The sequence below is a fragment of the Candidatus Accumulibacter contiguus genome (assembly GCF_036625285.1).
Classification (GTDB): domain Bacteria; phylum Pseudomonadota; class Gammaproteobacteria; order Burkholderiales; family Rhodocyclaceae; genus Accumulibacter; species Accumulibacter contiguus.
This window is the reverse complement of the sequence record NZ_JAZKUC010000001.1, coordinates 2,910,374-2,935,284: the sequence shown is the minus strand read 5'-3', so window position 1 is coordinate 2,935,284 and position 24,911 is coordinate 2,910,374. Positions and strand designations below refer to the sequence as shown.

General features: G+C 64.8%; 17 protein-coding genes and 1 pseudogene. 9 read left to right on the top strand and 9 right to left on the bottom strand.

From position 1 onward, the window contains the following. Window positions 1–62: 62 nt before the first annotated feature. A pseudogene (locus V5B59_RS14165) lies at window positions 63–395 on the top strand (SUMF1/EgtB/PvdO family nonheme iron enzyme); the annotation flags it as partial. A 127-nt stretch (window positions 396–522) separates the two neighbouring features. Beyond that, window positions 523–1,524, top strand: coding sequence for a reverse transcriptase/maturase family protein (locus V5B59_RS14160; RefSeq protein WP_169070984.1), 1,002 nt, complete (start codon window positions 523–525; stop codon window positions 1,522–1,524). A 91-nt stretch (window positions 1,525–1,615) separates the two neighbouring features. On the opposite strand, the gene V5B59_RS14155 is transcribed toward V5B59_RS14160, so the two are convergent. Then, window positions 1,616–4,387: an SUMF1/EgtB/PvdO family nonheme iron enzyme gene (locus V5B59_RS14155; protein ID WP_169070996.1), complete on the bottom strand. Its 2,772-nt coding sequence runs from the start codon at window positions 4,385–4,387 to the stop codon at window positions 1,616–1,618. A 111-nt stretch (window positions 4,388–4,498) separates the two neighbouring features. Between V5B59_RS14155 and V5B59_RS14150 the strand changes: the two genes are divergently transcribed. Together V5B59_RS14150 and V5B59_RS14145 are read left to right on the top strand one after the other, a co-directional pair. After that, window positions 4,499–7,330, top strand: a complete 2,832-nt coding sequence (locus V5B59_RS14150; RefSeq protein ID WP_169070997.1) for a caspase family protein — start codon at window positions 4,499–4,501, stop codon at window positions 7,328–7,330. A 15-nt stretch (window positions 7,331–7,345) separates the two neighbouring features. After that, entirely contained in the window at window positions 7,346–8,677 is a 1,332-nt protein-coding gene (locus V5B59_RS14145; protein WP_169070998.1) for a metallophosphoesterase, read from the top strand. Between the two features lie 49 nt (window positions 8,678–8,726). Here the strand turns inward: V5B59_RS14145 and V5B59_RS14140 are convergent, their stop codons facing one another. Continuing rightward, window positions 8,727–12,782 carry a translocation/assembly module TamB domain-containing protein gene (locus V5B59_RS14140; protein WP_169070999.1) on the bottom strand — a complete coding sequence of 1,352 codons (4,056 nt, stop codon included), beginning with the start codon at window positions 12,780–12,782 and terminating at the stop codon, window positions 8,727–8,729. A gap of 4 nt (window positions 12,783–12,786) precedes the next feature. Then, a complete protein-coding gene (locus V5B59_RS14135; RefSeq protein ID WP_169071000.1) occupies window positions 12,787–14,490 on the bottom strand; it encodes an autotransporter assembly complex protein TamA in 1,704 nt (567 codons plus the stop codon). A gap of 297 nt (window positions 14,491–14,787) precedes the next feature. Between V5B59_RS14135 and V5B59_RS14130 the strand changes: the two genes are divergently transcribed. The 3 genes from V5B59_RS14130 to V5B59_RS14120 all read left to right on the top strand — a co-directional run bounded on the left by V5B59_RS14130 (window position 14,788) and on the right by V5B59_RS14120 (window position 18,295). Next, entirely contained in the window at window positions 14,788–15,552 is a 765-nt protein-coding gene (locus V5B59_RS14130; protein WP_034912704.1) for a hypothetical protein, read from the top strand. 161 nt (window positions 15,553–15,713) lie between these two features. Beyond that, a complete protein-coding gene (locus V5B59_RS14125) occupies window positions 15,714–16,694 on the top strand; it encodes a glycosyltransferase family 2 protein (protein ID WP_248594939.1) in 981 nt (326 codons plus the stop codon). Between the two features lie 149 nt (window positions 16,695–16,843). Further along, window positions 16,844–18,295, top strand: a complete 1,452-nt coding sequence (locus V5B59_RS14120; RefSeq protein WP_169071001.1) for a hypothetical protein — start codon at window positions 16,844–16,846, stop codon at window positions 18,293–18,295. A gap of 53 nt (window positions 18,296–18,348) precedes the next feature. On the opposite strand, the gene V5B59_RS14115 is transcribed toward V5B59_RS14120, so the two are convergent. From V5B59_RS14115 to V5B59_RS14090, 6 genes are all read right to left on the bottom strand, one after another. Beyond that, window positions 18,349–19,473 carry an alkene reductase gene (locus V5B59_RS14115; RefSeq protein WP_169071002.1) on the bottom strand — a complete coding sequence of 375 codons (1,125 nt, stop codon included), beginning with the start codon at window positions 19,471–19,473 and terminating at the stop codon, window positions 18,349–18,351. A 207-nt stretch (window positions 19,474–19,680) separates the two neighbouring features. Further along, the gene (locus V5B59_RS14110) at window positions 19,681–20,115 is read right to left on the bottom strand and encodes an SH3 domain-containing protein (protein WP_169071003.1); all 435 of its coding nucleotides are present in this window, start codon (window positions 20,113–20,115) and stop codon (window positions 19,681–19,683) included. 10 nt (window positions 20,116–20,125) lie between these two features. After that, on the bottom strand, window positions 20,126–20,602 hold the full coding sequence (gene secB / locus V5B59_RS14105; protein ID WP_034911511.1) for a protein-export chaperone SecB: 477 nt from the start codon (window positions 20,600–20,602) through the stop codon (window positions 20,126–20,128). 64 nt (window positions 20,603–20,666) lie between these two features. After that, window positions 20,667–20,942: a glutaredoxin 3 gene (grxC, locus tag V5B59_RS14100; protein WP_211203445.1), complete on the bottom strand. Its 276-nt coding sequence runs from the start codon at window positions 20,940–20,942 to the stop codon at window positions 20,667–20,669. Then, entirely contained in the window at window positions 20,939–21,358 is a 420-nt protein-coding gene (locus V5B59_RS14095; protein WP_034911509.1) for a rhodanese-like domain-containing protein, read from the bottom strand. Before V5B59_RS14095 ends, grxC begins: the two co-directional genes overlap by 4 nt. Before the next feature lie 88 nt (window positions 21,359–21,446). Next, window positions 21,447–21,755 (bottom strand): ArsR/SmtB family transcription factor, encoded by a 309-nt coding sequence (locus V5B59_RS14090; protein ID WP_169071004.1) that lies wholly within the window; start codon window positions 21,753–21,755, stop codon window positions 21,447–21,449. Window positions 21,756–21,894: 139 nt separating this feature from the next. On the opposite strand from V5B59_RS14090, the gene V5B59_RS14085 reads away from it, so the two are divergent. Together V5B59_RS14085 and V5B59_RS14080 are read left to right on the top strand one after the other, a co-directional pair. After that, window positions 21,895–23,466, top strand: coding sequence for a murein hydrolase activator EnvC family protein (locus V5B59_RS14085; RefSeq protein ID WP_288130999.1), 1,572 nt, complete (start codon window positions 21,895–21,897; stop codon window positions 23,464–23,466). Between the two features lie 22 nt (window positions 23,467–23,488). After that, entirely contained in the window at window positions 23,489–24,901 is a 1,413-nt protein-coding gene (locus V5B59_RS14080) for a S41 family peptidase (RefSeq protein ID WP_034913208.1), read from the top strand. Window positions 24,902–24,911: the final 10 nt, after the last annotated feature.

Here is a 24,911-nt window from a genome sequence, read left to right as displayed (position 1 = left end):
CGCGATTTTTTTGCTATCCTTCGCCTGCCGGGTGGTGACACTCGGTCAGGCAGTCTGGAGAGGTCGTGCGGGGCGGCTCGTGGAACAATCATCGAGACAACGCCCGCTGCGCCTACCGCAACAGGAATCACCCGGGCAATCGGAATGACAATAGCGGTTTTCGGGTGGTGTTACGTTCTTCCCACGTTCGTCCGCCCCTTCTTCTGGTTCCGCCGCAGGGCGGGACGGCGCGCCGGCACCCCCGTGCCGGTCGTGCTCCGGAAATGCCGGTCGATTCGCGCGAGCGGCTTGGCCGGCCGAGGCGAAGGAAGAAGAACAGCGCCAGACCGGTCTGGTCCGCGCGCAGGCCGCAAGGCAGGGCGACAGCGGGGCAATCGCCCGCGCCGGGCGCATAGCGAAGCACGGGAACGGCCAGGCCGAAGCGCCCGCCGTTCCCGCCCCGGCTCCCGCCACCGGGATGGCATCGGGTCAGGAGAACTCCTCGGCCTCGCGACCCGAGACACCGGGCCTGCCGGACGCCGTTTGCCGAATCCAGCCGCCGAGCAGCCGTCCGACCTGGGCGACGAGGCGGCTGACGTGCTCGTATTGGCCGCTGCTCAGCCAATCCCATTGCCGGGCCAGCCGCAAGTACAGTCGCAGCTTGTCTTCATTCACGAGCCGAAGCGCCGCAAGATCAGTGCCGCGCCGTTTCGCGACCGCGTCGTCCATCACGCCCTGTGCCAAGTGATCGAGCCGCTGTTCGAGGCGAGCTTCATCGCCGACAGCTACGCCAATCGCCGCGGCAAGGGAACGCACCGGGCGCTGGACCGGCTGCAGCACCATGCGGGACGTTATCGCTACGTGCTGCGCGCCGATGTCGTGCAGCATTTCCCGTCGCTCGACCACGATCTCCTGCGCGGCAAGCTGGCGCGCGTGGTCGACGATTCGGATCTGCTGTGGCTGGCCGGCCTCATCCTCGACAGCGGCGCCGGCGTGCTGACGGACGAGTACCGGCCGGTGTACTTCCCCGGCGACGACCTGCTCGCCGCCTGCCGCCCACGCGGCCTGCCGATCGGCAATCTGACTTCGCAGTTCTGGTCGAACGTCTATCTCAACGACTTCGACTGGTTCGTGCAGCGCCAACTGGGCTGCGGCGCCTACCTGCGCTACGTCGACGACTTCGCGCTGTTCGGCGACGACCGGAAAACGCTGTGGCAATGGAAGGAGGCGCTGATCGCCCGCCTGGCACAGGAGCGGCTGACGATCCACGCCAGCGAGGCGCAGGTGCTGCCGACGCGCTGCGGCATCCCCTGGCTCGGCTTCGTCGTGTACCCGACGCATCGTCTGCTCAAGCGGCGCAACGCGGTCAACTTCACGCGCCGGCTGAGCGGCAATCTCGACGCATATCGCGCGGGGTCGATCTCCTTCGCCGAACTCGACGCCAGCGTGCGCGGCTGGATCAATCACGTCCGCTACGCCGACACCTGGGGCTTGCGCAAGCATCTCTTCGCGGCGCATCCGATCCCGGGACGCCGCGCCAAATAGCCGCCCGGCGCGGCGGGGGAAGTTTCCCCCGCACCCCCTCCAGAGTCGGAGTACCCGGAGTGACAGAGGCCGGAGGGAGCAGAGGACAGAGTCAAGGAACAGGGGGAGAACGCAACACCACCCGAAAACCGCCCGCGGCATCCCGAGTGCCCGGGACAAGCCTGAGACGGAAGGCGCAGCGGGCGCCGTCTCGAGGAAGGTTCCACGAGCCGCCCCGCACGACCCGGAAGACATCGTCCGAGGTATCACGGTCTTCACGTTTCAGATCCCTGGCATCGTAGGGGTAGACGAAAGCGGGCTGCCGCCAATCGGTGCCCCACAGACTGCGCGTCCACTCCCAGACGTTGCCCGCCATGTCCAGGCAGCCGATAGGGCTGCGCCCGGCCTCGAAGCAGCCCGGCGTGCTGGTCGCACCGACGCTCATGTCGGCATTCACCCATTCGGGCTCCCAGTCGTCACCCCAGGGCCAGGCGCGCTGTGGTTGCGGGTTCTTCCGCCGTGCCGGGTCGGCAAGGGCAAGGCCCTGGCCAACCGTGGTGTACTGCGCACTGACGGGAAGCTCGACGCCGCCACGCGCCGCTTTCTCCCACTCGGCTTCCGACGGCAGGGCGACCGACCAGCCGGCCGGCAGCCGCTCGCGCCAGCGCTCGCCTAGCCAGGCACAGAAGGCCAGGGCGTCGTGCCAGCTCACCGTTGCCACCGGCCGGTTTGGCGGATCGCGCAAGGCCTGTGGATCGGGCGCTTCGCCGCCGGTGCTGGCGACGAACTGCGCGAACTGCGCCACCGTGACCGGCGATTCGGCGATCCAGTAGTCGTAGTCCAGCGTTTCGTTGCGGTGCAGCGGCGCTTTGCTGTCTCCTTCGTCGCCCATCCAGAAAGCGCCGCGCGGCACGAAGGCGAAGCGCAGGTGGTCGACGTCGAGCAGTTCGTGCCGCGGGTCGCCGAGTGCGGCGAGCAGGTCGCCGGCCAGCGCGCGTTCGCGCGCCGGCAGACGGCGGCTGCGCAACAGCCGGCGCTGCCAGTCGCGCACGCGCCGGCGCTTGCTTTCGTGGCGCGGCTGCAGGTCGGGGTCGGCGGCCGACAGGCCGGTTTCGTGCAGCGCCTGGCCGGCGAGAAGCGCGCCCCACTGCGTTTCGCTGTCGGGTTCGGGCGCTTCGGGGTCCGAATCGACCCCCTCGCCGCACAGCGCCTCGACCAAATCCCAGATGGCACTCGGGGTGTTCCTGGCGCTCGCCGCGGCGAGCAGAAGAACCTCGCGCCAGCGGTCGGGGTCGGTTGTCGCCAGTCGGCTCAATTCGTCGGGGAACTTGAAGCGCGCCAGGTGGCAGGCGGCCAGATACTCCTGGAAGGAACGGTGCGGGAACTGGTACCAGCCCTCACCGTGCGCACTGAGCAGCCCGGCGCGGTCGCGCAGGTACTCCTCGAGGCGCATGAGCCGGGCGTCCGGCCGGTCGCGCGAGGCGGCACGCAGCGCCGCCGTCAGCGCGTCGGCGTGGATGTCGGCCGTGCCGGTCAGCGAGGGCTGCGCCAGGTGTACCTCGTAGGCCAGGCGGTCGATTTCGCGCCGAATGCTCTCGCGGCTGGCGCCCAGCCACTCGCCGAGGCAGGGTTCGTCCACCCGCTGGCCGCGGCGGTCGAAGCGCGGCTTGTGACGTTCCCACTCGTCGAGCAGCATATCGACCGACTCGGCGTACAGCTTCTCGCGGCTTTCCGGCAGCGCGCCGCCGCCGCGCGTCTGCAGCCGCGCCATCAGGGTCAGCAGCAGCGGGCGGGCAGCGAGTTCGCTCAATTGCTTGCCCATGGTGGCGCGCTTGAGCCTCGCCGCGCCGTCGGCCGCCTGCGACGCGCTCAGGCGCGCCAGGTCGTTCGCCATGTGCGCGTACCAGGAGTCGATGAAGCGCTCGATCTGGCCGCGCGTGAAGGGCAGCAGTTCGCGTGCAGCGAATCCTTCGAGTTTCCAGTCCTGGCGCTGGTAGGCGTAGGTACGGCTAGTGACGAGGAAGCGGCACTTGCCGTACATCCCGGCGAAGGCCTGAACGGCCTGCTTGACCTGGGCGCGCCGGCTTTCGGCGTCGGGAACTTCGTCGAGTCCGTCGAGCAGGACCAGCCCGCCGCGGCCGAGCAGTTCGCGATGCAGGGGGTCGTCGTAGGGCCGCAGTTGCTCGGGCCACTGGCCGACGATGAAGCGCCACAGCGTGCCGGCGTCGACCACGGCGTCGGCCGGCAGGCTGGCGGCGAAATCGCGCAGCACGACGCACACCGGCAACAGGGCGCCGTGCGTCCAGCGTTGCCGCTGCGGCTTGAAGTCGGGTTCACGCGGAATCGGCTGGCGGAGAAGCTTCAGATTGGCGGTGGCCGAATGCTGCAGTTCGCCAGCCAGGCACAAGGCGACGAAGTTGAGGAAGGTCGTCTTGCCGCTCCCCGGTCCGCCCATCAGCACCAGCGAACGCTCGCGGTCGAGCGCTTCGAGCGCCGACAGGCGTTCGCTCTGGCGCGGCTCGCCGTCGCCGGGCTGGCGGGCCGCGCCCGCGGCGGCCGGCAGGAAGCGGCTGTCGTCGCTTGCCGTGGTGAGCAGCGCAGTGTAGACCGCCGGCAGTTGCACCATCTTGTCGTCGCTGACGAAGAGCGGCAGCCGGTTGGCCTGCGTGACCAGCCAGCCCAGATAAGCCTGGCGCAGTTCGGCGGCGGCGGCGTCTGACGGCGCTACTTGGTAGAAATTGTTGTGGATGTCGCCTCGGACGAGTTGGCCACCCTTGCCCACAGCTGTGGCTCCGTTCCCTTGCGCGATGGCGCCGCCTCCGTCGACTGCGGCTTGCGCTCGACGGCGCGGCTTTTTCGCTGGGGGAAGGTGTTCGCTGTTCATCGCCGTGGTGCTCGCCGGATTATCGTTGGAGTAGGATACGAGGATGCCTGTCGGCGCGCGCGGCTGTCAATAGCGTAGGCCGGGGAACGACCGGATGCGGGGAGGAAAAAGATGAGCCGTCGTTTCAAAAATGCCTACGCGCTGCTGATTGCCGTCGACCGGAACCGGGAAGCCGCGGCGGCGCTGCCCGCCGTCGCCGCCGACGCGCGCGCGCTGTACGACGTGCTGGTGCACCCGCAGCGCTGCGCCTACCGGCCCGACAAGGTCCGCCTGCTGACCGGCGCCGAGAGCAGCCGGCAAGGGGTGTTCGACGGGCTCGACTGGCTTGCCGAGTGCGTGGCCGCCGACGACGACGCGACGGCGATCGTCTATTTCAGCGGCCACGGCCACGAGCAGGACGGCGAGTATTTCCTGATTCCTTACGATCTCGACCTGAAACAGGTCGGCCAAAGCGCGGTGGCGGCCACCACCTTCGCGACCAGGATTGCCAAGCTGGCGCCGCGCCGCCTGCTGGTGCTGCTCGATTGTTGCCACGCCGGCGGGATGGCGGTCAAGGACACGCTGGCCGCCACGGCACTGCACAGCGCGGCGATTCCGCCGACGCTCTTCCCGCCCGCCGGGAAGTCGCTCGCGACGCCGCTCGCCCAGGGCGAGGGCCGCGCCGTGCTCAGTTCGTGCCGGCCGGGGCAGCTCTCGTATCTGCGCGCCGATGGCCGCATGAGCATCTTCACCTATCACCTGATCGAGGCGCTGAGTGGGCACGCGCGGCCGGCCGGCGGCGCAACCGAGGTGCTGGTTTCCGACCTGATCAGTCACCTCGAGCGCCGCGTGCCGGCCAGCGCCCGCGCCGACCATGGGGCCGAGCAAACGCCGTGGCCGGAGTTGCGCGGCAATTTTCCGGTGGCGCTGCTGCTCGGCGGAGAGGGACTCGCCACCGGACAGCGGCCGCCCGACCCGCTGGCGCTGCCGGCCTCCGGGTCTGTTTCCTATCGCGCCAAACTGCGCGGCAGCGGCGCCATCGCCCAGGGCGACGGAGCCACCGCGCTCGGCAAGGGCGCCATCCTCACCGGCGGCCAGCCGCGCCGCCGGGGCGACACGGAGACGATGCACCAGGCGCCGGCCACGGTGGACGACCCCGGCCCGGCGCGCGAGCAGTCGTCGTCCAGGAGATTCCGCGCCCTCTTTGCCGAGCGTGGTTTCGCTTTTCTCGACGATGGCGACGGGCGCGATGTCTTTCGACTGCGCGGCGCGACCGGGCGGGCCGGCAAAGGCATCGCCGACGGGTCGCCCGACGAGGCGCCGCGGGAGAAGGCACAGCCGAGCGCGGCGGCCGGCAAGCTGGGTTTCGTCCTAGAAGGTCCGGCGGCCAGGGGCCTGACGCTGCGCGCCGAAGGAATCGCCTTGCTGGTCTTCAAGCAGTTCGCGGCGGACGACGTGGCCGGGGCGATCGTCGAAGGCGAGAAACTCAAGCCGCTGCTGGCCGGCGAACAGACGCTGGCGATCAGCGTGACGCCCGAAGACGGGCTGGCGATCGACGGCCCGCATGCAGGCCAGGCACAGTTCAAGGATGGCCAGCTGCGGCAGGCGCAGCCCTTTGCCCTGCGGGCGCTGGCCGGCTCGGCCGGCGAATACGGCGTGCATGTCGAGTTCCACCACGCCGGCGCGCGGCTCTACGAGTTCCGCCTGCCGATCATCGTGCTGCCGCCCGGCAAGGCCTTGCCGGCGGTGGTTTCGCCGACGATCATCGACCTGGACGGATTGCGGGCGGTGCAGGACTGCGCCGAGGTCGGCAAGCCGCCGCTGCGTCGCTTGCGGCTGAAAGCCTGCTTTGAAAACAACCTCCTGTACCTCGACCTGGAGGACTACGTCGACGGAGAATTCAGCAACTCGGTCGGGGGTTTCACGTCATCGATCGACCGCGCCCGGCTGGACGCGCTGCGCGCGCAACTCGCGACGACCCTGGATGCCAATCTCTACGAGACTTCCTCCGTGTGGTACGCCTTCGACGGCTCGGACACCACGGCGCCAGGCTGCCGGCGCGCGCTGACGAGCGTCGCCAGGCAGTTCGCACAGGCCGGTGGCGTGCTCTATCGGGCCCTGCGCGAGGATGCGACATTTCGCAGCGTCCTCGACTACATCGAACGTCAGGCCGAACCGGGAACGCGGCTGACCATCGTCACCCGCGACGTATCGCTGCCGTGGGAATTGCTGTACCCGCAGCGCTTCGACGCGGACGCGCCCGACGACTGGCCACTGCAGCCGGAGCTGTTCTGGGGCACGCGCTTCGCGCTCGAAACGCAATTCCTCGGCGAAGGCGACTACGCTTCGCTGCTGAAGGCCCGGCGGCAGGCGAAGGCCACAGCCAGCCTCAACCTCAACCCGACGATCACCGTCGACGCCGATCAGCCGCGCCAGGTGCACGACGCCCTGGCCGCCGCGTTGCGGGCGCAGGGCCCGACAGTCGAGGTCAACGCCGATTGCCGGAATATTCGCGATGTCGTTGTCCGGGCAAGAACCGACGCGACGCTGATCTATCTCTTCTGCCACGGCAGCCCGCCGTCCTCACCCGCGGCGCCGCGGCCGGAAACGCTCGAACTCGACCATGGCTGCTCGGTCTCGGTCGATCAGATCGACGAGCAACGCGTCTACCGGAATGCGCCGGTGATTTTTCTCAATGCCTGTAGTGCCGGCGCCTTCTCGCCCTTGTCCTTCACCGGCTTCCTGCGCGCCTTCCGCCGGAAGAAGGCACTCGGCCTGATTGCCCCGAGTTTTCCGGTGCCGACCTGTTTCGCGGCCCGTTTCGGCGCCGATGTCGTCGACGCCTGCTTCCACAGCCCGGGCAGCAGTCTCGCCGCTCTGCTGCAAGGGTTCCGGCAGCAGCACATGCGGCGCGGCAATCCGCTGCCGCTGCTCTATGCCGTGCAGTGTCAGCTCGATCTGTAGGAAGGGAGCCATGCGATGTCGGAAAGACGGCAAACGCTGATCGTCAGCGACCTCCATCTGGGCGGCGGCGCGGCCGATCCGGGCGACGACCACGTCTATCAGAACCGGCAGCTCGAACGCTTCGTCCGCCAGAGCCTGGCTTCGCCGGCCGGCCAGGAGGGGCAGATCGAACTGTTCTTCAACGGCGATTTCCTGGAGTTCGCGCAGGTGAGGCAGGAGGCCTATCGCAGCCCGTCGACCGACTACTGGTGTTCGGAGCCGGAATCGCTGGAAAAGCTCGAGGCCATCCTCGCCGGGCACGACAACAGCTTTGCGGCGCTGCAGGCCTTTCAGGAAGCTGGCAACCGGGTCACCCTGGCGGCCGGCAACCACGACGTCGACCTGTGCTGGCCGGCTGTGCGCAAGCGCCTGCGCGCGCGCATCGGCCCCGGCCTGCGTTTCGAAACCGGCGTCGATTGGGTCGAGCGCCACGACGGCCGGCTGCACATCGGCCACGGCCACCTCGAGGACCCGGCCAACCGCTTCAAACACTGGTCGGCACCGATCCTGCAAGCGCCGGACGGAGCGCGACTCGAAATGTGCCCCGGCACCTTGTTCATGGTCCGCTTCGTCAATGGTCTGGAAGCGCGCTACCCGTTTGCCGACAACCTGCACCCGGTGCAGAACCTGGCGACGGTGCTGCTGCGCGAGGATACCGGCGGCTTCGCCAGCGCCGGCTGGATGCTGCTGAAGTTCATCGCCCGCCATGCCAAGACGCTAGGCGCGTCAGAGGCTTCCGATGTCGGCCGGCGGCTGTTGGCGCGCCTGCGCGAGGACGACGATTTCGCGCAGCGTCTGGCGGCGGCGTGCCGGCTCCTGGGCGCAGAGCGAAGCCCGGAAAGCGTGCGCCGCGACGTGTCGGACGAGGATAGCCTGGCCGAATTGATGCGCCAACTGTTCGCCGTCGTGCCCCCGGACGACTGGCAGGCGCTGTTCGCGCTGCGGCCGGCGGCGGTGCTCGGCGCGGCGGGTTCGAAGACGCTGGGCACGATCGTCGGGGCACGCCACTTCGGCAGGAAGGCGCTGCGCGATCTGGCGCAGCGCCGATTCGACGCCTGTCCCGCGGCGCAGGTGGTCGTCATGGGCCACACCCATCTGCCGGACGACCAGCCTTTCGACAACGGACGCTACCTGAATCCCGGTAGCTGGACACGCTACCTCGACCTCGAAAAACATCCGCCGCTCAGGCTCGACGACCTGCGCGACGAATCCCGTTTCCCGTACGAGCTGAACTACGTCGTCGTCGAAGCCACGGAGACGGACTCCAGACTGGTCGCCAGACGAGAGTGCTTCGAGAAGAGCGGCTGAACGGAAGCGCTGCGCGGTCTTGCCACCTACACCACCAGACGCAAGTACGCTAGCGCCCGAACCGGTAATTCCAGAGCAGATCCAGTCCGGTCGTGGAACCGGCGTAGCCGACGAAAGAAAAATTCCGGCTCAGGTTGACGGTCAGTTTGACAATGCTGCCAGCCGTGGCAAGCGATTGCTCGTAGCTGATCAGCATGTTCGACGACAAGCGCTTGCCGACGCTGACGATCTGTCCGGTGGTGGTATCGCTGGCGCCAAAGCCGGTGGTACTGGCAATCCGACTGGTCTGCCGCTGTCCCGATCCGTCGAGCTTGCCGCTGCTGATGCCGAACTCGTCGATTCCCAGACCCCGCTGCACGGCCTTCAGCGGCCCGCCATCCTGACCGCCGAGAATGCTTTGCGCGGCGGCCAGCAACACCGACGTGTCCTGCCCGCGCTGTTGATCGGGGGCATGCCCAAGGACCAGCCAGGAAAGTTTTTCGGCATCCGGTACCTCGGGGTCGGAAACCAGCCGCACGACTGGCCGCCTGGCCGTTCCGGTCACCTCGACGCCGGCCTCGACCGGCAGGTTGCTGCGCATGGCGCGGATGTTGAGGCCGGGGTTGTCGATCAGGCCCTGGAAGTTGAGAATGCCGCGCTCGATGTCGAGCTTCTGGCCATAGGCATCGAAACGGCCATCCTCGGTACGGATCGAACCGGTGGCGCGCGGCAATCCGCTGCCCTCGGAGCGGACCTTCAGGGCGCCCACCAGACGGCTTTCAACGCCGGCGCCACGGAAGTGAAAGTGGCGGCCGAGGTCGGCATCGAGGTTCAGCGACAACAGCCGCGCCGGCACCGAAGCCTTCGCCTGGCCGGTACCCGGACGCTTGATCAGCACATCATCCGACAGTTGCGGCGTGCCGCTCCTGGCCTGCTCCCAGTAAGCGGCGTCGATCTGCAAGCGCCCGAGTACGTCGAGCATCCGCTCGCCGAGCTTCAGTTCCGCTTCTCCGGAGACGAGCACCCACTGGTCCGGGCGCTGCAGCACACCCAGACGTTCCGCGCGCAGCTGCAACACTCCATCCGAACGTCCGGTACGCAACTCGCCGCTGGCCTCGATGCGACCGGGTCCGGCGCGCAGGCTGCCGGCATTGATCCGGGAATCGAGCAGCAAGGTGCGCGGCAGCGGTTGCAGCTCACTCTCAAAGGATAGCTCCTTGAGCAGCAGGCGAAGCTCTGTGGCGGCCTCACTGCGCAATTGCAGCAGCAGCTTGCCGCGCTCCAGGCGCATCCCCTGGTCGAGTGCGCGCACGGCCAGGTCGTCGCCGCGCCATTCGCCGTTGAGGTGCGGCTGCGCCGGACTCCCGGTGAGCAGCAGACTGCCCGACAGACGACCACCGAGTTGCCAGCCGTCGCCAATCAGCGGGCCGGCCCAGGTCAGATCCGGGGCATTCAGCCGCAACTCCCCACGCCACGGCGCTTGCCGGTTGAGCAAGGCATCGGGCGAACTGGCGGCGCTGAAGTCGCCGGCAATTTCGCCAAGCCGATTGCCGCGCAGCTTGAGCTTGCCTTCAATACGACCGCCACTGGCCAGCAGGCTCAGCGTGCCCTCTTCGAGACCCAGCGGCAAGTTGCCGATCGTCAGATCGCCACGCTCTCGCCATAGCCGGATGCGCGTCGCCGGCAGGGTCGTTGGTGAGGCCTGTGGCGGGCTGCCGACGACATTGGCAACACCGATCTCCCATTCGCCGTTGAGGCGCAGCGACTCGCCGTTGCCCTGCACGGCCAGCGCCTCGGACCATGCCGGGAACTCGGCCAGCACCGCGCCCACCGGCAAGTTGCGCAGCCTGCCGACGCTCTGCCAGTGCGGCTGCTGGTAATGCAGGCGATCGAGTTGCAAGGACCAGCCTGCGCCGATGAACTCGCCTGGGCCGGCACGGTAGCTGCCCCCGGCCAACTGCAGCGGCAGCGCGGCAGCCAGACGGAGGAAGGGCTTTTGCTTGTCGACCAGAGAAGAAAGCGTCAACTCGTTGAGCGTACCAGTCCAGGTCATGCCGACAGGCGGCGCGGCAAAACCACCGCCCAGCAACAGGCGCAATTCGCGTCGATGGCCTTGCGCCAGCAGGCTGAGCTGTGCGTGCAGGCGGTGCTGGCTGCGCACGCCCTCGGCGTCGATCGTCACGTCGCGCAAGGCGGTTTCCCCGTTCGGCAGGTCCAGTCCCGCCAGGCGCAGCGTGCCCGACAGTTGGCCCTGACTGCCTTCGCCGAGGCGTGCTGCGAGCGTCAGCCCGCGTAGCTGTCCGAAGCCCGGCAGCAGCAGACGCGCCGATTGCAGATCGGCGGACACTACCGGTACCTGGATGTTGCCGCCCAGAACGAAGCGGCCGTTGAGCTCGCCAGCGACGCCCAGCGGGTCGAGCCGGGGTGCAGCCAGCAGCACGCTGAGCTGATCGCCGACGGCGCCGAAAGCGCCTTTCGCCGTCAGTCGGTTACCGGCTGCGGTCAGCTCGATATCGGCCTTGCGCAGGCGTTGCCCGACGAGATCGATTTCACCCTTGCCGGCCAGTACTTCACCGCCGAGACGGCTGTTCTTCAATTGAAAGCGCAGCGCCAGCGCAAGCTGCGGACTGCTGCTGCCCTGCGCAGCGAGCTCGGCATTGAGGCGCGCCGCCGGTAGTCTGGCGAAACGGCTGGGGTCGAAATTCTGCAGCGCGCCCTGCAGGGCAAACTTGCCGCTCCCCAGCAGCGCCAACTTGCCGCTGGCGTCCAGGCGGGCGTCGCCAGCGAGCAGTCGTAGCGTCTCTACGGTGATTTCGTCGGGATGAATCGCCAGTTTGCTGTGGATCGAGAAATGCGCATCTTGCAGCTCGGTTTCGAGTCGCTGGCTGTTCAAAGCCAGCGTGGCGCGCAGCGGGCCGGCGAGCTGCGTGCGGCGCAGGCTGCTGTACAGCGCACTCGCGTCCAGCGAAGTTACCGCCAGGCGCAGCGCGAGTTCGGCAGCACGCAGGCGGCCGCTGCCCTGCAGACGCCCGCCACCCGACAAACGGACGTCGAGATTCGCCAGCTGCAACTCGTCGTTCTGGAGAGCGAGGTCGGTCTGCAGCGAGGCCACCGGCAGGCGCTGCTGGTCTACGGGTCCCGGACGTCGATTGACCACCGTCAGTCGCCCGCCCAGACCGGCCAAGGCATCACCCAGCGGCTGCAGGTCGGCGCGCAGATCGAGCGCGGCCTGCAAAGCACCGTCGCTCCAGGCCGCCGGGTCGACGGCCGAAAGCTGGATCACTGCATCACGCAAGGGCTGTGACGAAAATGGGGTGATCCGGGCGGTGATTTCGCCGGCAAAGTGATCTCCCGCTTTGGCCTCGATTGCTCGCGCGCTGCCTTGCAGGACAAAGTCCTCGAGCCGACCCTCGGCAGCCAGATCGAAAGCGAGTGCTCGCCCGGCCGCATCGCCTTCGATGCCGGCTTTGGCGGTCAGTGCAAACGGTTTCTCGGCAGCCAGAGAGGCTTCGGCGACGACCTTCAGGCCGCCAAGACGCAGCCGCAAGTCGGGCAGGCGGTGCAGTAGGCCATCGCTCGACAGTTGCGCTTCAACCGCTTCCGCAATCGTCGCCGCCTTGCCGTCCGGGTGGGAATACTCGCCGACTTCGATACGCCCGATGCTCAATTGCTCGACTTCAACCGCCAGCGGCAATGTCAGCCTGTCGGGCAGCCGCATGGCTTCGCTGCTGCTGACATTGGCTACCCGCAGGCTTGTCACCTGGAGAAGACCCACCGCCAGGCGGCCGCGCAACAGCTCGGCCGGGTGCCAATCGACCTGCAGGTCCTGCACTTGGATATCCAGCTTCTCATCCCGCCAGCGCAGCGACTGCAGGGAAAGCGTCCCACGCAGCGTGCCTGCCGGTTCGGCCAGAGTGAGCTGGTCAGCGGCAAGCGTTTCGATCAGCCGGCAGAAGATGCGCAAGCCACTCTCGCTGCCGAGCAGCCAGGCGGCACCGGCCAGCAGCGCCAGCCAGGCCGACAGGGCGGCCAGCCAGCGCCAGGAGCGGCGTGACTTCGGCGTCGGCTGTTGCGGCGGCAAAGCCGGCGGCGAAGCGGGCGGTGGGGCAGTCGTTTCCTGGGACATCTGTTCAAAAAGGAATTGCCAGCGAGAAATCCAGCCGCAGCTTGCCCTCGCGCTGGCCATAGGCGAGGTCTATGCCGAGCGGTCCGGCCGGACTTCGCCAGCGCGCACCGACGCCGTAACCGACCGCGAGGTCGATGGCCTGGCGATCGTCGACTGCGTTGCCGGCATCGACAAAGACCGCCGCGCCCCAGGTCGGGTTGATCCAGTGCGTGTATTCGCCACTGATCGTCGCCAGGTAACGTCCGCCGACGGTCGCTTCGCCCTGTTTGACGCCAAGGCTCTGATAGGCGTAGCCACGTACCGAGTTGCTGCCACCGGCACGAAACAGGAAATCCTGCGGGATGCCCTGTGCGGACGGGGCGAAAGTGACCCCCAGCTCACCGCGAAAGAGCAGTGCGTCGCTGGCGCCAAGCGGAATCCCCTGGCTGTAGCGCAGATAGGTCCGGAAAAAGTCCTGATCGGAAAGTAGTGCCTTGCTCCCTCCTCCCAACTGCAACTGCAGGGAGATGCCCTCGGCGGGATCGAGCGGATCCCTGGCATGCCGCCAGATCCAGCCGAGCTGTGCGGTCAGGGCACGCGCGGTAGTGGACGGCGAACCCTGTGGCGACTGTTGTTCCTCCTGCCAGTTGATTCCCAGACGCTGCTCGATGCTGCCGAACTGTTGCAGGCGCGTCGCCCCGATGGCGAAACGGCGGATGCCCAGGTTCTCGATGTCGGAGTGCTCGACTGCCGTGCCGACACCGTCGCGACGCTGTTCGTCATCCGGCGGAAAGAAAACGTCGGCGTAGGCCGTCTGACGCAATTGTTCGAAACGGACACCGGTGTGCAACTCCCAGGCGCGGCCGAAAAGATCGCTGCTCCGGTAAGCGGCTTCGACACGGGCGCCGGTGTTGGTGCTGTAACCAGCACCAAAGCTGAGTTGGTACGGGGAGCGCTCGCGCAGTTGCACACGCACTGGTGCGCTTACCCAGCCATCCGCGGACGCTGCCGTGCTGTTGTCGTCATGTTCGAGCATGACGCTGACCGACGAAAAGTAGGCGGTGCCCTGCAAGGCCACCTGCAAGGCCAGCAGCTTTTCCTCGCGGTAGGGTTCGCCGGGCTTGACGCTGCGATTGAAACGTCCGACCAGATCTTCAGAATAGCGCTTGAGGCCGCTGATCTGCAGCTCGCCGAAGCGGTAGCGCGGACCGCTTGTGGCCACGACCGTCAGGTCGACCCGGCGCGCTTCGGGATCGACTTCGGCGCGGCTCTCCTGCAGGCGCGCAGCTGCGTAATCAACTGCCAGCAGCTCGGCCAGCAAAGCTTGCTTGGCCTCGTCCCAGTCGGCTTGCCGGAAGGGCTGGCCGGCGGGCAGTTTCCAGGCACGCAACAGCGACTCCCGTCGCTCGGGGTCGAGATCGCCGACGATTTCGATGTGTACGCTGCCGATCCGCGAGCGCGGGCCGGGAAGCACCGCCAGCAGCAGTTCGTCGCCGTGCTGGCGCAGCACGACGTGCGGTGAAAAATAGCCTTCGGTCGCCAGCAGCTTTGCGACCTCGCGCTGCATCCGGCGCTCGAACGCCGCCTGAGCCGGGGCGTCGGCAACCTCGCCGAATTCCAGGTAGCGGCTCAACATTTCGCGCACTTCTTCGGGCGCCTGCAACTGTGGCACCGCAGCGGCGGCAGGCAGAGCGAGCAGCAAAGCGGCGAGGACAGGGGATTTGTGCATTCGGTTATCAGATGCCGATCCGGCAAGCGGCGAATTCTGGCTTTCGTCAGCGCGCCGGCAAGAATCGGCGACGCTGGCAGCCGGCCACAAGGACTTGCCGCAGGCAGTATAGGATAAACCCTTAGGAAGCGTCGCGTGCCATCGACCGCGTGAGAATTCCAATATTTGACCACTTGCCAGAAACGCGATACATTCGCATCATCGGGGCGGTTTCGTTTGATTTTTAACTTATCTTTCCCCTCGTTGACTCGATCTGCAAACAAGCATGTCCAACCCTGAGAGAAGGAGTTTTCCCCCATGTCCGTTCATCTTTACCTGTCGCTGATCCCCGAGGCCCTGATTGCCTCGATGCTTCCCCCGGAAGAATTTGGCCAGTATTACGCCACCGGGCACCAATACAAGTCCAAGGGCCAGGCAATGTTCTTTGAGGTCGACCCTAGCTTTCGGCATGAGTTTTTCGACATTGACGGCGCCATCGCTCGTTGCGTTCCGTCCCCCGACGGCAAGCCCAAGAACTCGGTCTACGTGTCTTCCTACCGGGTTCTCGAGCACATCCCGGTGAGTGCCATCGGCAAGCTCTATCTGAGTACTGCCTACGGCCAGACGCTGGGTTTGTCGCGCAAGGAAGCGATTCCTGTCGACCGGGCAGGCTTGCACTTGTATCAGGATCTGGCGCCAGTGAATAGTCTGATCGTCAGCACACTCGATCCTGCCGCCCACTATGCCAGCGTCACCGCCAAGCCCGCCAAGTTCATCCGTTTTCCTGCCTTGTGCTTTGTCGAACTCGCGCTGGGGCAGTTGGCATCTGATCCTGAAAACGGCAGCGTGAACGATCTGCCGTACTCGTTCATCAACCATCTGCGTGAAGCGCTGATTGTTCTGAATCCGCAAACCAAGCAGAGCAAGCTGGTGCATCGGGTACACTCTCTGGAGTTCCCGTACCGCATGGTCAAGAATGGTTTCTATGTCGGTAATGGCCCGGATTTTGCGTATTACGCGATGCCATCGCACGAGGTCATGCGCCAGGAACACAGCACCTGGTGGCGCCTGGCCAACATCTAGGAAGGAAGCCAGTCGAGCAGAGGGCAGACCTGCCGCCTGCCCTCCTCGTCAAACTCGATGGGTGAGTACGCGAAAGCTTGCATCTCGATGCAGATCGCGGAAAATTGCGGAGTCGCCACCGGCAAAGTTCGGCAGGCTTCCCAGCAGTGAGGTGGCAGATCTTGCCTGCAACAAATCCATCCGGCAGTGTCCAGGAACAACCGCTGCCGCTGCCTGAACAGGCTTCCGGCATCCTGACCCAGGCCGCTGAAACGCTGATCAGCGTCATCATTCCGACCTACAACTATGCGCACCTGCTACCGCGCGCGCTCGCTTCGGTGCTCTCGCAGATGGCCGCCGACGTCGAACTGATCGTCGTCGATGATGGATCGACCGACGCGACCGCCGAAGTTCTGGCGGTTTACGCCGCTCGCCATCCGCAGTTGCGGCTGCTCGATCAGGCCAATGCGGGGGCAGCGGCGGCACGTAATCACGGGATTCGCAAGGCACGCGGGCGTTTTGCACTGCTCCTCGACGCGGACGACGAGTTGCTGCCGGGTGCGTTGGCGAATCTGCGCACGCTGCTGACAGAACATCCGGAGGCGGGAATGCTTCTCGGAGCGCAGGTTTCGGTCTACCCGGATGGTCGCGAGCGCCTGCGCCTGCCGACGCCGGTGCCCGGCGCTTCGCCGCGGCAACTGGCGAGTCGCTACCTGCTTGAAAAGCGTGTGTCGATTTCGCATGGCTGTTCGCTGTTCCGCCGTGATCTGCTCCTGCAAAGACCCTATCCCGAGCATCTGCGCGGCGGTGAAGACGTCGCGGTTTTTGCGCACCTGTTGGTCAGCGCCCCGGTCGCCGTCACTCGTGCGCCGCTGGCGCGCATCCACAAACATGCCGACAGCTTGCGGCATAACCGCGACAATGAAGAAGCGCGTGCGCTCGCGATGGTCTGCGAAGTCTTTGCCGGCTTGCCCCCGGAATGTCATTCGCTGCGCCGACGCTACCAGGCGCAACGCTATCTGTCCTTGTTCCGCACCGCCCTGCTGGCTGGCGAATGCTCGACGGCCAGGCACTTTTATCGTTGCGCCTTTCGCTTGAGCCCCTGGCAGGCCTTGCGCGCTCGCCACTTGCGCAAGGCCATTCGCTTGCTGGCATGCTGGTAAGGGATTGGATCGATGCGTTAATGAAGTCGCGTACGCGACTCAGGAATCTCCCCTCCCCCTCGCGGGGGAGGGGTCGGGGGAGAGGGAAACGGTCATGACTTTCATGAGTGGGGGCCTGCTATAGCCATGACCGATGGGAGAGTTTTTTGATGGTTGATGTGCTTGCCGCGCTACGGCGGATTTCACCGGTACAGATCGCCTTTCTCGGCAGCTTGCTGCTTTCGCTGATCGCCATCGCCGGCACGTTGACCCTTGCCAAGGACGCTGCACGTTACCTGTACGTCAGCCAGCAGATTGTCGAGCAAGGCCCGCGAGTGGCGTTCGATCTGTTCAGCTGGCCCTGGTTTTCGCTGTTGCTGGCGGCAACACAGCGGCTTTCCGGCCTTCCGCTGGAACTTACGGCCTACCTGTGGTGTGCTTTCCTGATGGCGGGAACCTGCGCCCTGCTGGTCGCGATCACGCAACGCTACGTGATCGACAGCGGTTATTGGGCTTGCCTGGTGGTGCTGTCGATTCCCGCCTTCAACCACCTGCGCTACGACATCATCCGGGAGTTCGGCTTCTGGTTTTTCTGCACCCTGGCGCTGTGGCTGATGCTGCGCTGGCTGGAACGTGCCGGCTGGCTGCGCGCGCTACTGCTGCAACTGGCCATTGCCGCTGCGGTGCTGTTTCGCATCGAGGCGGTTCTCCTGTTTCCGGTGCTGGCGTTGTGCCTGCTGGCCAATCTGAAGACACGCCAGGGCTGGCTGCGGCTGCTGCAGATCAATCTCCTGCCGCTGGCCGGAATCGCCGCCGCGGTGGTCTGGCTGCTTTCCGGGCATGCGCTCTCGCAGGAACGCGTCGACTACGTCCTGTCACTGGTGAATCCGCAGAATTTCCTGGCGCGCTTCAATCTGATGGCCAGCAAGTTTGCCGAAGTCGCGTTGGCGAAGTACTCCGCGGATGATGCCCGACGAATCGTCTTCTTTGGTTTGTTCTGCACCTTGATCAGCAAGTTTGTCGCGCTATGCGGGCCTTTCGCCCTGCCCCTGCTGTATCGTCCCGGCTGGTGTGGCGTCGCTGAGTACTGGCGAAAGTTCAGACCGATGGCCTGGGCCTGGCTGGTGTATTTTTGCCTGTTGCTGATTTTCTTCGTGCAGGAGCGTTTCATCAACTCACGTTACGTCAGCTTCCTGAATTTGCTGGCAGTCCCGTTGTTGACCCTGTTCGTGGTTTCTTTTGCCAGGGACTTTCCAAGGCTTGCGAAAATCCTCGTCACCCTGTCCCTGTTGGTGATGTTGCAGAATGTCGTCTCGTTCAGCCCGAAGAAAACCCATTACCTCGAAGCGGGCGCCTGGTTGGCACAACACACTCGTCCTGCAGACGCAATATTTTATGAGGACTCGCGGCTCGCCTATTACGCTGGCAGGGGTTACCCCTACATGCCGGTCGACCGCGAACAGGCGATGAGTGCCGAGCAGGCGCAGAATTTTCGCTATTTCGTACTCATCGCCAAGCCTGGCGACGCCGCACTGCAGATCTGGATGACGCAGCAACACAAGCAGGTGCTGAGTCGGTTCGCGAATCGCAAGGGCGATACTGTCCTGGTGATTGGCGATTGATGGCTGTCTGGCGGACGACGGTTTCTGAGAGTTTCTGAGAATCCGTCGCCCACTCAGCGCTCACTGAGCGCTGCTTCCTCCTGCTGGGTCGGGTAGTCGATGTAGCCCCGCGCACCGCCCTTGTATATCGTCGACGAGTTCCAGGGTGCCAGCGGTGCGCCGACGCGCAAGCGCTCGACCAGATCAGGATTGGCGATGAAGTGCTTGCCGAAGGCGATCAGGTCGCCGTTGTCGTTGCGCAGCGCGGCTTGCGCGCGCGCGCGGTCAAAGCCACCGCAGAGAATCATGGTGCCGGAATAGCAGGCGCGCAGATGCTGGAGAAGATCGCTTTGCGGATCGTGCATCCAGTTTCCCGACTGATCATAGACGTGCAGGTAGCTGATGCCCAACTGGTCCAGCTGACAGGCCAGATAGCCATAGGTGAACAATGGCGCCGGATCCGGTTGCATTTCATGCGCGGTCCCCAGCGGCGAGATACGTACCCCGACGCGCTCGCTACCGACTGCTTCGGCGACTGCGGCGGCGGTTTCCAGGAGGAAGCGCCAACGCTTGTGGGTTGCGCCGCCATACGCGTCAGCACGATCGTTCAGATAAGGGCAGCGAAACTGATCGAACAGATAGCCGTTCGCGGCATGGATCTCGACGCCGTCGAAGCCCGCTGCCATGGCATTCCGCGCCGCGCCGGCGAAATCAAGGACGATCTCCCTGACTTCCTCGGTGCGCAGCGCGCGCGGCGGATCGCAGGGCAGCAGCACCGGATCCTTGCCGCCAACGAGCACCGGCACCCGGTCGTTCTGCAGGCCGATCGTGCTCGGGCCAACGGGTGGCGAAGCGTCGGCGCGCAGACTGCAGTGACCGACGCGTCCGACATGCCAGAGCTGCAGGTAGATACGCCCGCCCTGGCGATGCACTGTCGTGGTGACTTGTCTCCAGCCGGCGATCTGGGCAGCGCTGTAAATCCCCGGTGTGCGGGCGCAACCGCGAGCCTGCGGCGAAACCGGCGTCCCTTCGGCAATGATCAGGCCAGCCGAAGCGCGCTGCGCGTAGTACGTGGCAGTCATTGCGGACGCTGCAAGTTGTGAGTCGGTGGCGCGGTTGCGATTCATGGGCGCCATCACGACACGGTTCGGCAGCGCCAGGCCGCCGAGCGAATAGCGAGAGAACAGTTTCCTGGACATGGTTTTTACCTCCAATGGTGCCTCTGCACGGTACAGAGCAAGTTGCGTGCCAGCAGATCCGCCCAGCGCAAAGCGCGGGAGATTCCATAACGCACTGCGCAGGAATCATGCCTCCCCGAGGTTTCGGATTGGTGACTGTGGCGGGACACGGAAGGCGATGCTCGGAGAGCAAGGCACAGGCACCAGATCTACGACAATGATGGTGCTTCAGAAACCCCAGATCTGGTTGGCACGCACAAAGCCTGCCGGCCCGTCGCGATGGCGCACCTTGACCCAGCCGCCGGGTGAGGTTTCGAGATACTCCAGAGAAACGTTCTTTTCCGCTTCGAAGACGAGCGCTGCGGCCTCGTCGGCGCTTTGCCGGATCTGGGCGCGCGCAACGGTGACGATCACCGAACGCCGCTTGACGAGAGACGCAGCCTCGATCCACGCCAGGCCGCCATCGGCATCGCGTACCTTCGACCATCCCTCGAGGTTGACCACCAACTCGACCGGCGTGCCCCGCTTGATGACGAACAGCTTGCTGCCTCTTTGCGACGGCGCATCGTAGAGCACCGTCGCCACGTTGACGGTGCGATACTCGATCGCCAGCGCAGGCACGGCCAGGCCTGCAGCCAGCAACAGGCTCAACAGCCGCTTCATCGACAGGCCCTTACTGGATCGTCGCGGCGCCCGATGCATCCTTCGCCGCTTCCTGCAGTCGAGACATGTACAGGGCCTCGAAATTGACCGGCTGCAACAGAACCGGCGGGAATCCGGCACGGATCACGGCATCGGAAACGACTTCGCGAGCGTAGGGGAAAAGAATGTTGGGACAGGCAATCGACAGCAAGGGCTCCATATTCTCGCTTGGAACGTTCTGGATACGGAAGATGCCAGCCTGACCGACCTCGACGAGAAAGACTGTTTTCTCTTCGATCTTGGAAGTCACGGTGGTCGTCAAGGTAACTTCGAAGACACCCTCGCCGATACCCTGGGCATTGGTCTGCAACTGAATGCTGACCTTGGGAGCCTCTCGCTCGAGAAAAATCTGCGGTGCATTGGGTACTTCAACCGACAAATCCTTGATGTAGAGTTTCTCGATCGCAAATACGGGGTTGTCCTGCGTGGGGATTTCTTGTTCGCTCATGGTAATTCTTTGACCTTTGCTGTGAAATGGTGGGTAAAGCTCGGGAAGTGGGTGAGAGTGGGTGTCAAACGCTTTCACCCGCAAGCAAGGGCATCAGTTTGCCCGCACGATCGAGCGCAAGAAGCTCGTCGGAACCACCGACATGCGTCTCGCCGATGTAGATCTGAGGAACGGTGCGCCTGGCAGTTCTTTCGAGCATCTCGGCACGGCGCGCGGGATCCAGATCGATACGCACTTTCTCGATGTCCACGACGCCACGGGCGCGCAACAGTTGCTCGGCGCGAACACAGAAGGGACAGACAGCAGTCGAGTACATCAGCACACGCGGCATGGCGGTCATCTGCGTGCGCCTTTCTTGAGCGGCAGACCGGCTTCGACCCAGGCTACCGTACCACCGTCGAGCGTGTGCACCTTGGAGAAACCGAGCTTGGCCAGTGTCGAGCAGGCAGCGGACGAACGTGCGCCCGACTGGCAGACCAGGATCACCGGAGTGTCCTTGAACTGCTCCAGCTCGCCAACACGTTCCGCGAGCGATCCCGCAGGAATGTTGCGTGAATCGCAGAGGTGCCCGGAAACGTACTCATTGGGCTCGCGAATGTCGATCAGCTGCGCATTCTCGCGGTTGATCAGCAGTGTTGCCTGCGTCGGTGTGAGCGAATTGCCCCCCCCCGGACGACGCACCGAGAGCCCCAGCAGCATCGCGCCACTCACCACGGCGACGGCTACCAGAAGAATGTTCTGTTGTATGAATTCCAATTGAAGCTCCAGAAACTGACACGGCTACGAACCCGGGCAACCCTCAAGACTCCGGCAAGACAAGCGTATGCCGGACGCAGGAGGTGCCCTAATCGCCGCAGAAAACCTCGCGCATCATGCCAATCAACTGCAGCGTGCGGGCGTCACCAACACGATAGTAGACCCGATTGGCGTCCTTGCGCGCGAGCAGAACGCCCTTTTCGCGAAGGATTGCAAGGTGCTGGGAAATATTGCTTTGCGAAGTGCCTACGGCCTCGACAATCTCTTGTACACAAGCATCCTGATCACCAATCACGCACAGAATCTTGAGGCGCAAGGGATGCGATATCGATTTCAGCGCACGTGCCGCCTGCTCGATATGTTCCTGCTTGTCGATGACACTGGTCCGGATAGGCACGATATGACCGAATCTCTGATTATCCTATAATCGCCGATTATAGAGCAATACTCTGACCGTGGGAGAAGCTCCCGCACCGTGACGAAAGTCACACCCCTGGACAGGTTCTCGCAAGCCGACCCAGGTTTCAGCAAGGCGTGTGTTACTCATCAACGAGAAACGACTCTTTTCCCTTCCGTACCGCCAGACGCGGCGGAACCAGGTCGACCATGGCCCGGCCAGTGCAAAGCGGCTCGACAGCGCCCCCGACGCGGCGGCGGCCCTTGTCGATCGGATCGTGATGCATCCGGATGATCTGCCGGCAGAGGTAGGTCGGAAGAGCTGGCGATGGCTGATCGACGTGCTGCTGCTTGCGGCGGCACTGCTGGCGGCCGGCAGCGCCGCCAGCGCAAGCCAGAACGCCATGGAAAAGGCAGCGGCCTCGCCGGGCCAAGTCGCCGAACGTCAGGACGACCTGAAATCTCTGCGTTCCCAGATCGATACGCTGCGCAAGGAAATCGCCAGCGCCGAAGGGTCGCGCAGAGATGCCATGGATCAGTTGCAGGATGCCGAGCGTGCCATCTCGTCCACCCAGCGTGGACTGCACGAGCTGACGACACAGATCGACAAGCTGAAGGTAAAGCTCAAGGATCTCGGCAGCCAGTCGCGCGAACTCGAACAGGAACTGAACGCACAACAGGCGCAACTGGAAAAGCTGCTCTACCGACAGTACCTGCGCGGCACCCCGGATCCGCTGCGACTGTTCCTCAACGGAGACGATCCCAATCAGCTGGCTCGCGATCTCCACTATCTCGAGGCGATTGGCCGGGCGCGGGGACAGATCCTGCGCGAAGTCGAGGCCACCCTGCAGCGCAAGCAGACGCTCGTCGCCGACACCCGCCAGCAGGCCGCACTATTATCCGCCAGCGAGGCCCGGCAGAAGGAAGAGCATGCCAAGCTGCTTGCCCAGCGCCAGCAGCGCCAGGCGATGCTCGACAGGCTATCGGATCAGATCATGGCGCAGCGGCGCGAGATCGGCAATCTGCAACGCGACGAAAAACGTCTGACCGAACTCGTTGATCGTCTATCGAAAATCATCGCCACCAGAGCAACCGAAGCGCGGGAGAGTCGCCGGGAGGCGCAACGGGCGGCGCCACGGGAAGCGCATCGACGTGAGGTGCCGCAGCCAGAAACATCCCAGGTGAAGCCCTTGCGAACACCGCCCGCCGACCGGGAGAAGCCGGAGCGCGTCATTGCGCCGCCCGCCGATGAAGATCCGGCAGGCAGTGCAGCGGCGCCGGATGCACGTGCAGAGAATCCACCGCCGGTCGCTGGCAAGCTTGCCAGAATGAAAGGGCAACTGCGCCTGCCGACTCACGGCTCGATCAGCAATCGCTTTGGTGCCCCGCGCCAGGAAGGCAGCACCTGGAAGGGTCTGTTCATCCTCGCCAGTACCGGCAGCGAGGTACGGAGCATCGCTGCCGGTCGGGTGGTTTTTGCCGAATGGATGCGCGGCTTCGGCAATCTGCTGATCGTTGACCATGGTGGCAGCTACCTGTCGATCTATGCCAACAACGATTCGCTGCGCAAACAGGTCGGCGACGAGGTGCATGCTGGCGAAGCAATCGCCACGGTGGGCAACAGCGGTGGGAATCCTGAATCCGGTTTATACTTTGAGCTTCGTCACCAAGGGAAACCGCTCGATCCGCTGGCTTGGGTTGGCCCGAAATGAGGTGCACACAGGAGTGAGACAAATGGGTAAGTTGAAACAGGCCGGACTGCTTTGCGCCGGGGTGGTTGGTGGCGTTCTGATCAGCCTGCAGTTTTCGGCGATCGCCGACAAGGAAACGCGCGCCAGTCTGCCTGTTGAGGAACTGCGCACCTTTGCCGAGGTGTTCAATGCCATCAAGACCGGCTACGTCGAGCCGGTCGACGACAAGAAGCTGATTACACATGCCATCAGTGGCATGCTCTCCAACCTCGACCCGCACTCGAGTTACCTCGACGCCGATGCTTTCAAGGATCTGCAGGTCGGCACGCAAGGCGAGTTCGGCGGCATCGGCATCGAAGTCGGCATGGAAGACGGACTGGTGAAGGTGGTTTCGCCGATCGAGGACACGCCTGCCTACCGTGCCGGAGTGAAACCCGGCGACATGATTTTCAAGATCGACGACACGCTGGTCAAGGGACTGACCCTGAGCGAAGCAGTCAAGCGCATGCGCGGCAAGCCGAAGTCCCAGATCCGGTTGTCGATCATCCGCAAGGGCGAAGCCAAACCGCTGGACATCACGCTGATGCGCGAAGTGATCAAGGTGCAAAGTGTCAAGTCGAAACTCCTCGACGACGGCTATGCTTATCTGCGCATCACCTCTTTCCAGGAAAATACCGGCGCTGCGGTGGTCAGGCATCTGACCGAACTCTTCAAGCCTGGTCCGCTCAAGGGCCTGGTACTCGATCTGCGCAACGATCCAGGGGGTCTGCTCAACAGCGCCGTCGGCGTCTCGGCGGCCTTCCTGCCGTCGGACATCCTGGTTACCTCGACCGATGGACGCACCCCCGATGCCAAGCACCGCTTTTCCGCATCGCCCGCAGACTATCTGCGCGGCAGTCGTGATGATTACATGAAGGCGCTGCCGCCCGAGGCACGCAAGGTGCCGATGGTGGTACTGGTCAATGGCGGCTCTGCTTCGGCGTCCGAAATCGTCGCCGGTGCGCTGCAGGACCACAAACGTGCGATCATCCTCGGCACCACGACCTTCGGCAAGGGCTCCGTGCAAACCGTCCTGCCATTGCCCGGGAACACCGCAATCAAACTGACGACCGCACGCTACTTCACACCGTCGGGCCGTTCGATCCAGGCCAAAGGCATCGTGCCGGACATCGTCGTCGAAGAGAATGCCAATGGCAGCTCGGCCGAGCGTTTGCGCGAAGCCAACCTTGATCACCACCTGGACAACAACAAGGATCCCACCCCTGCGGTCAAGGAGGCTCCCGCCAAACCGCCCAGCAAGGCTGCGCCGGTCAAGCCGAAAAGCGGCGCGACGAAGGAAGAGCCGGAAGAGACCTCCGAGATCCCGAGCCGCGAAATCGCTTCGAAAAAGGATTACCAGTTGAACCAGGCGCTGAATCTTCTGAAGGGTATGCAGATCATGCAGAGCCAGCGCTAAACTGGTCTTG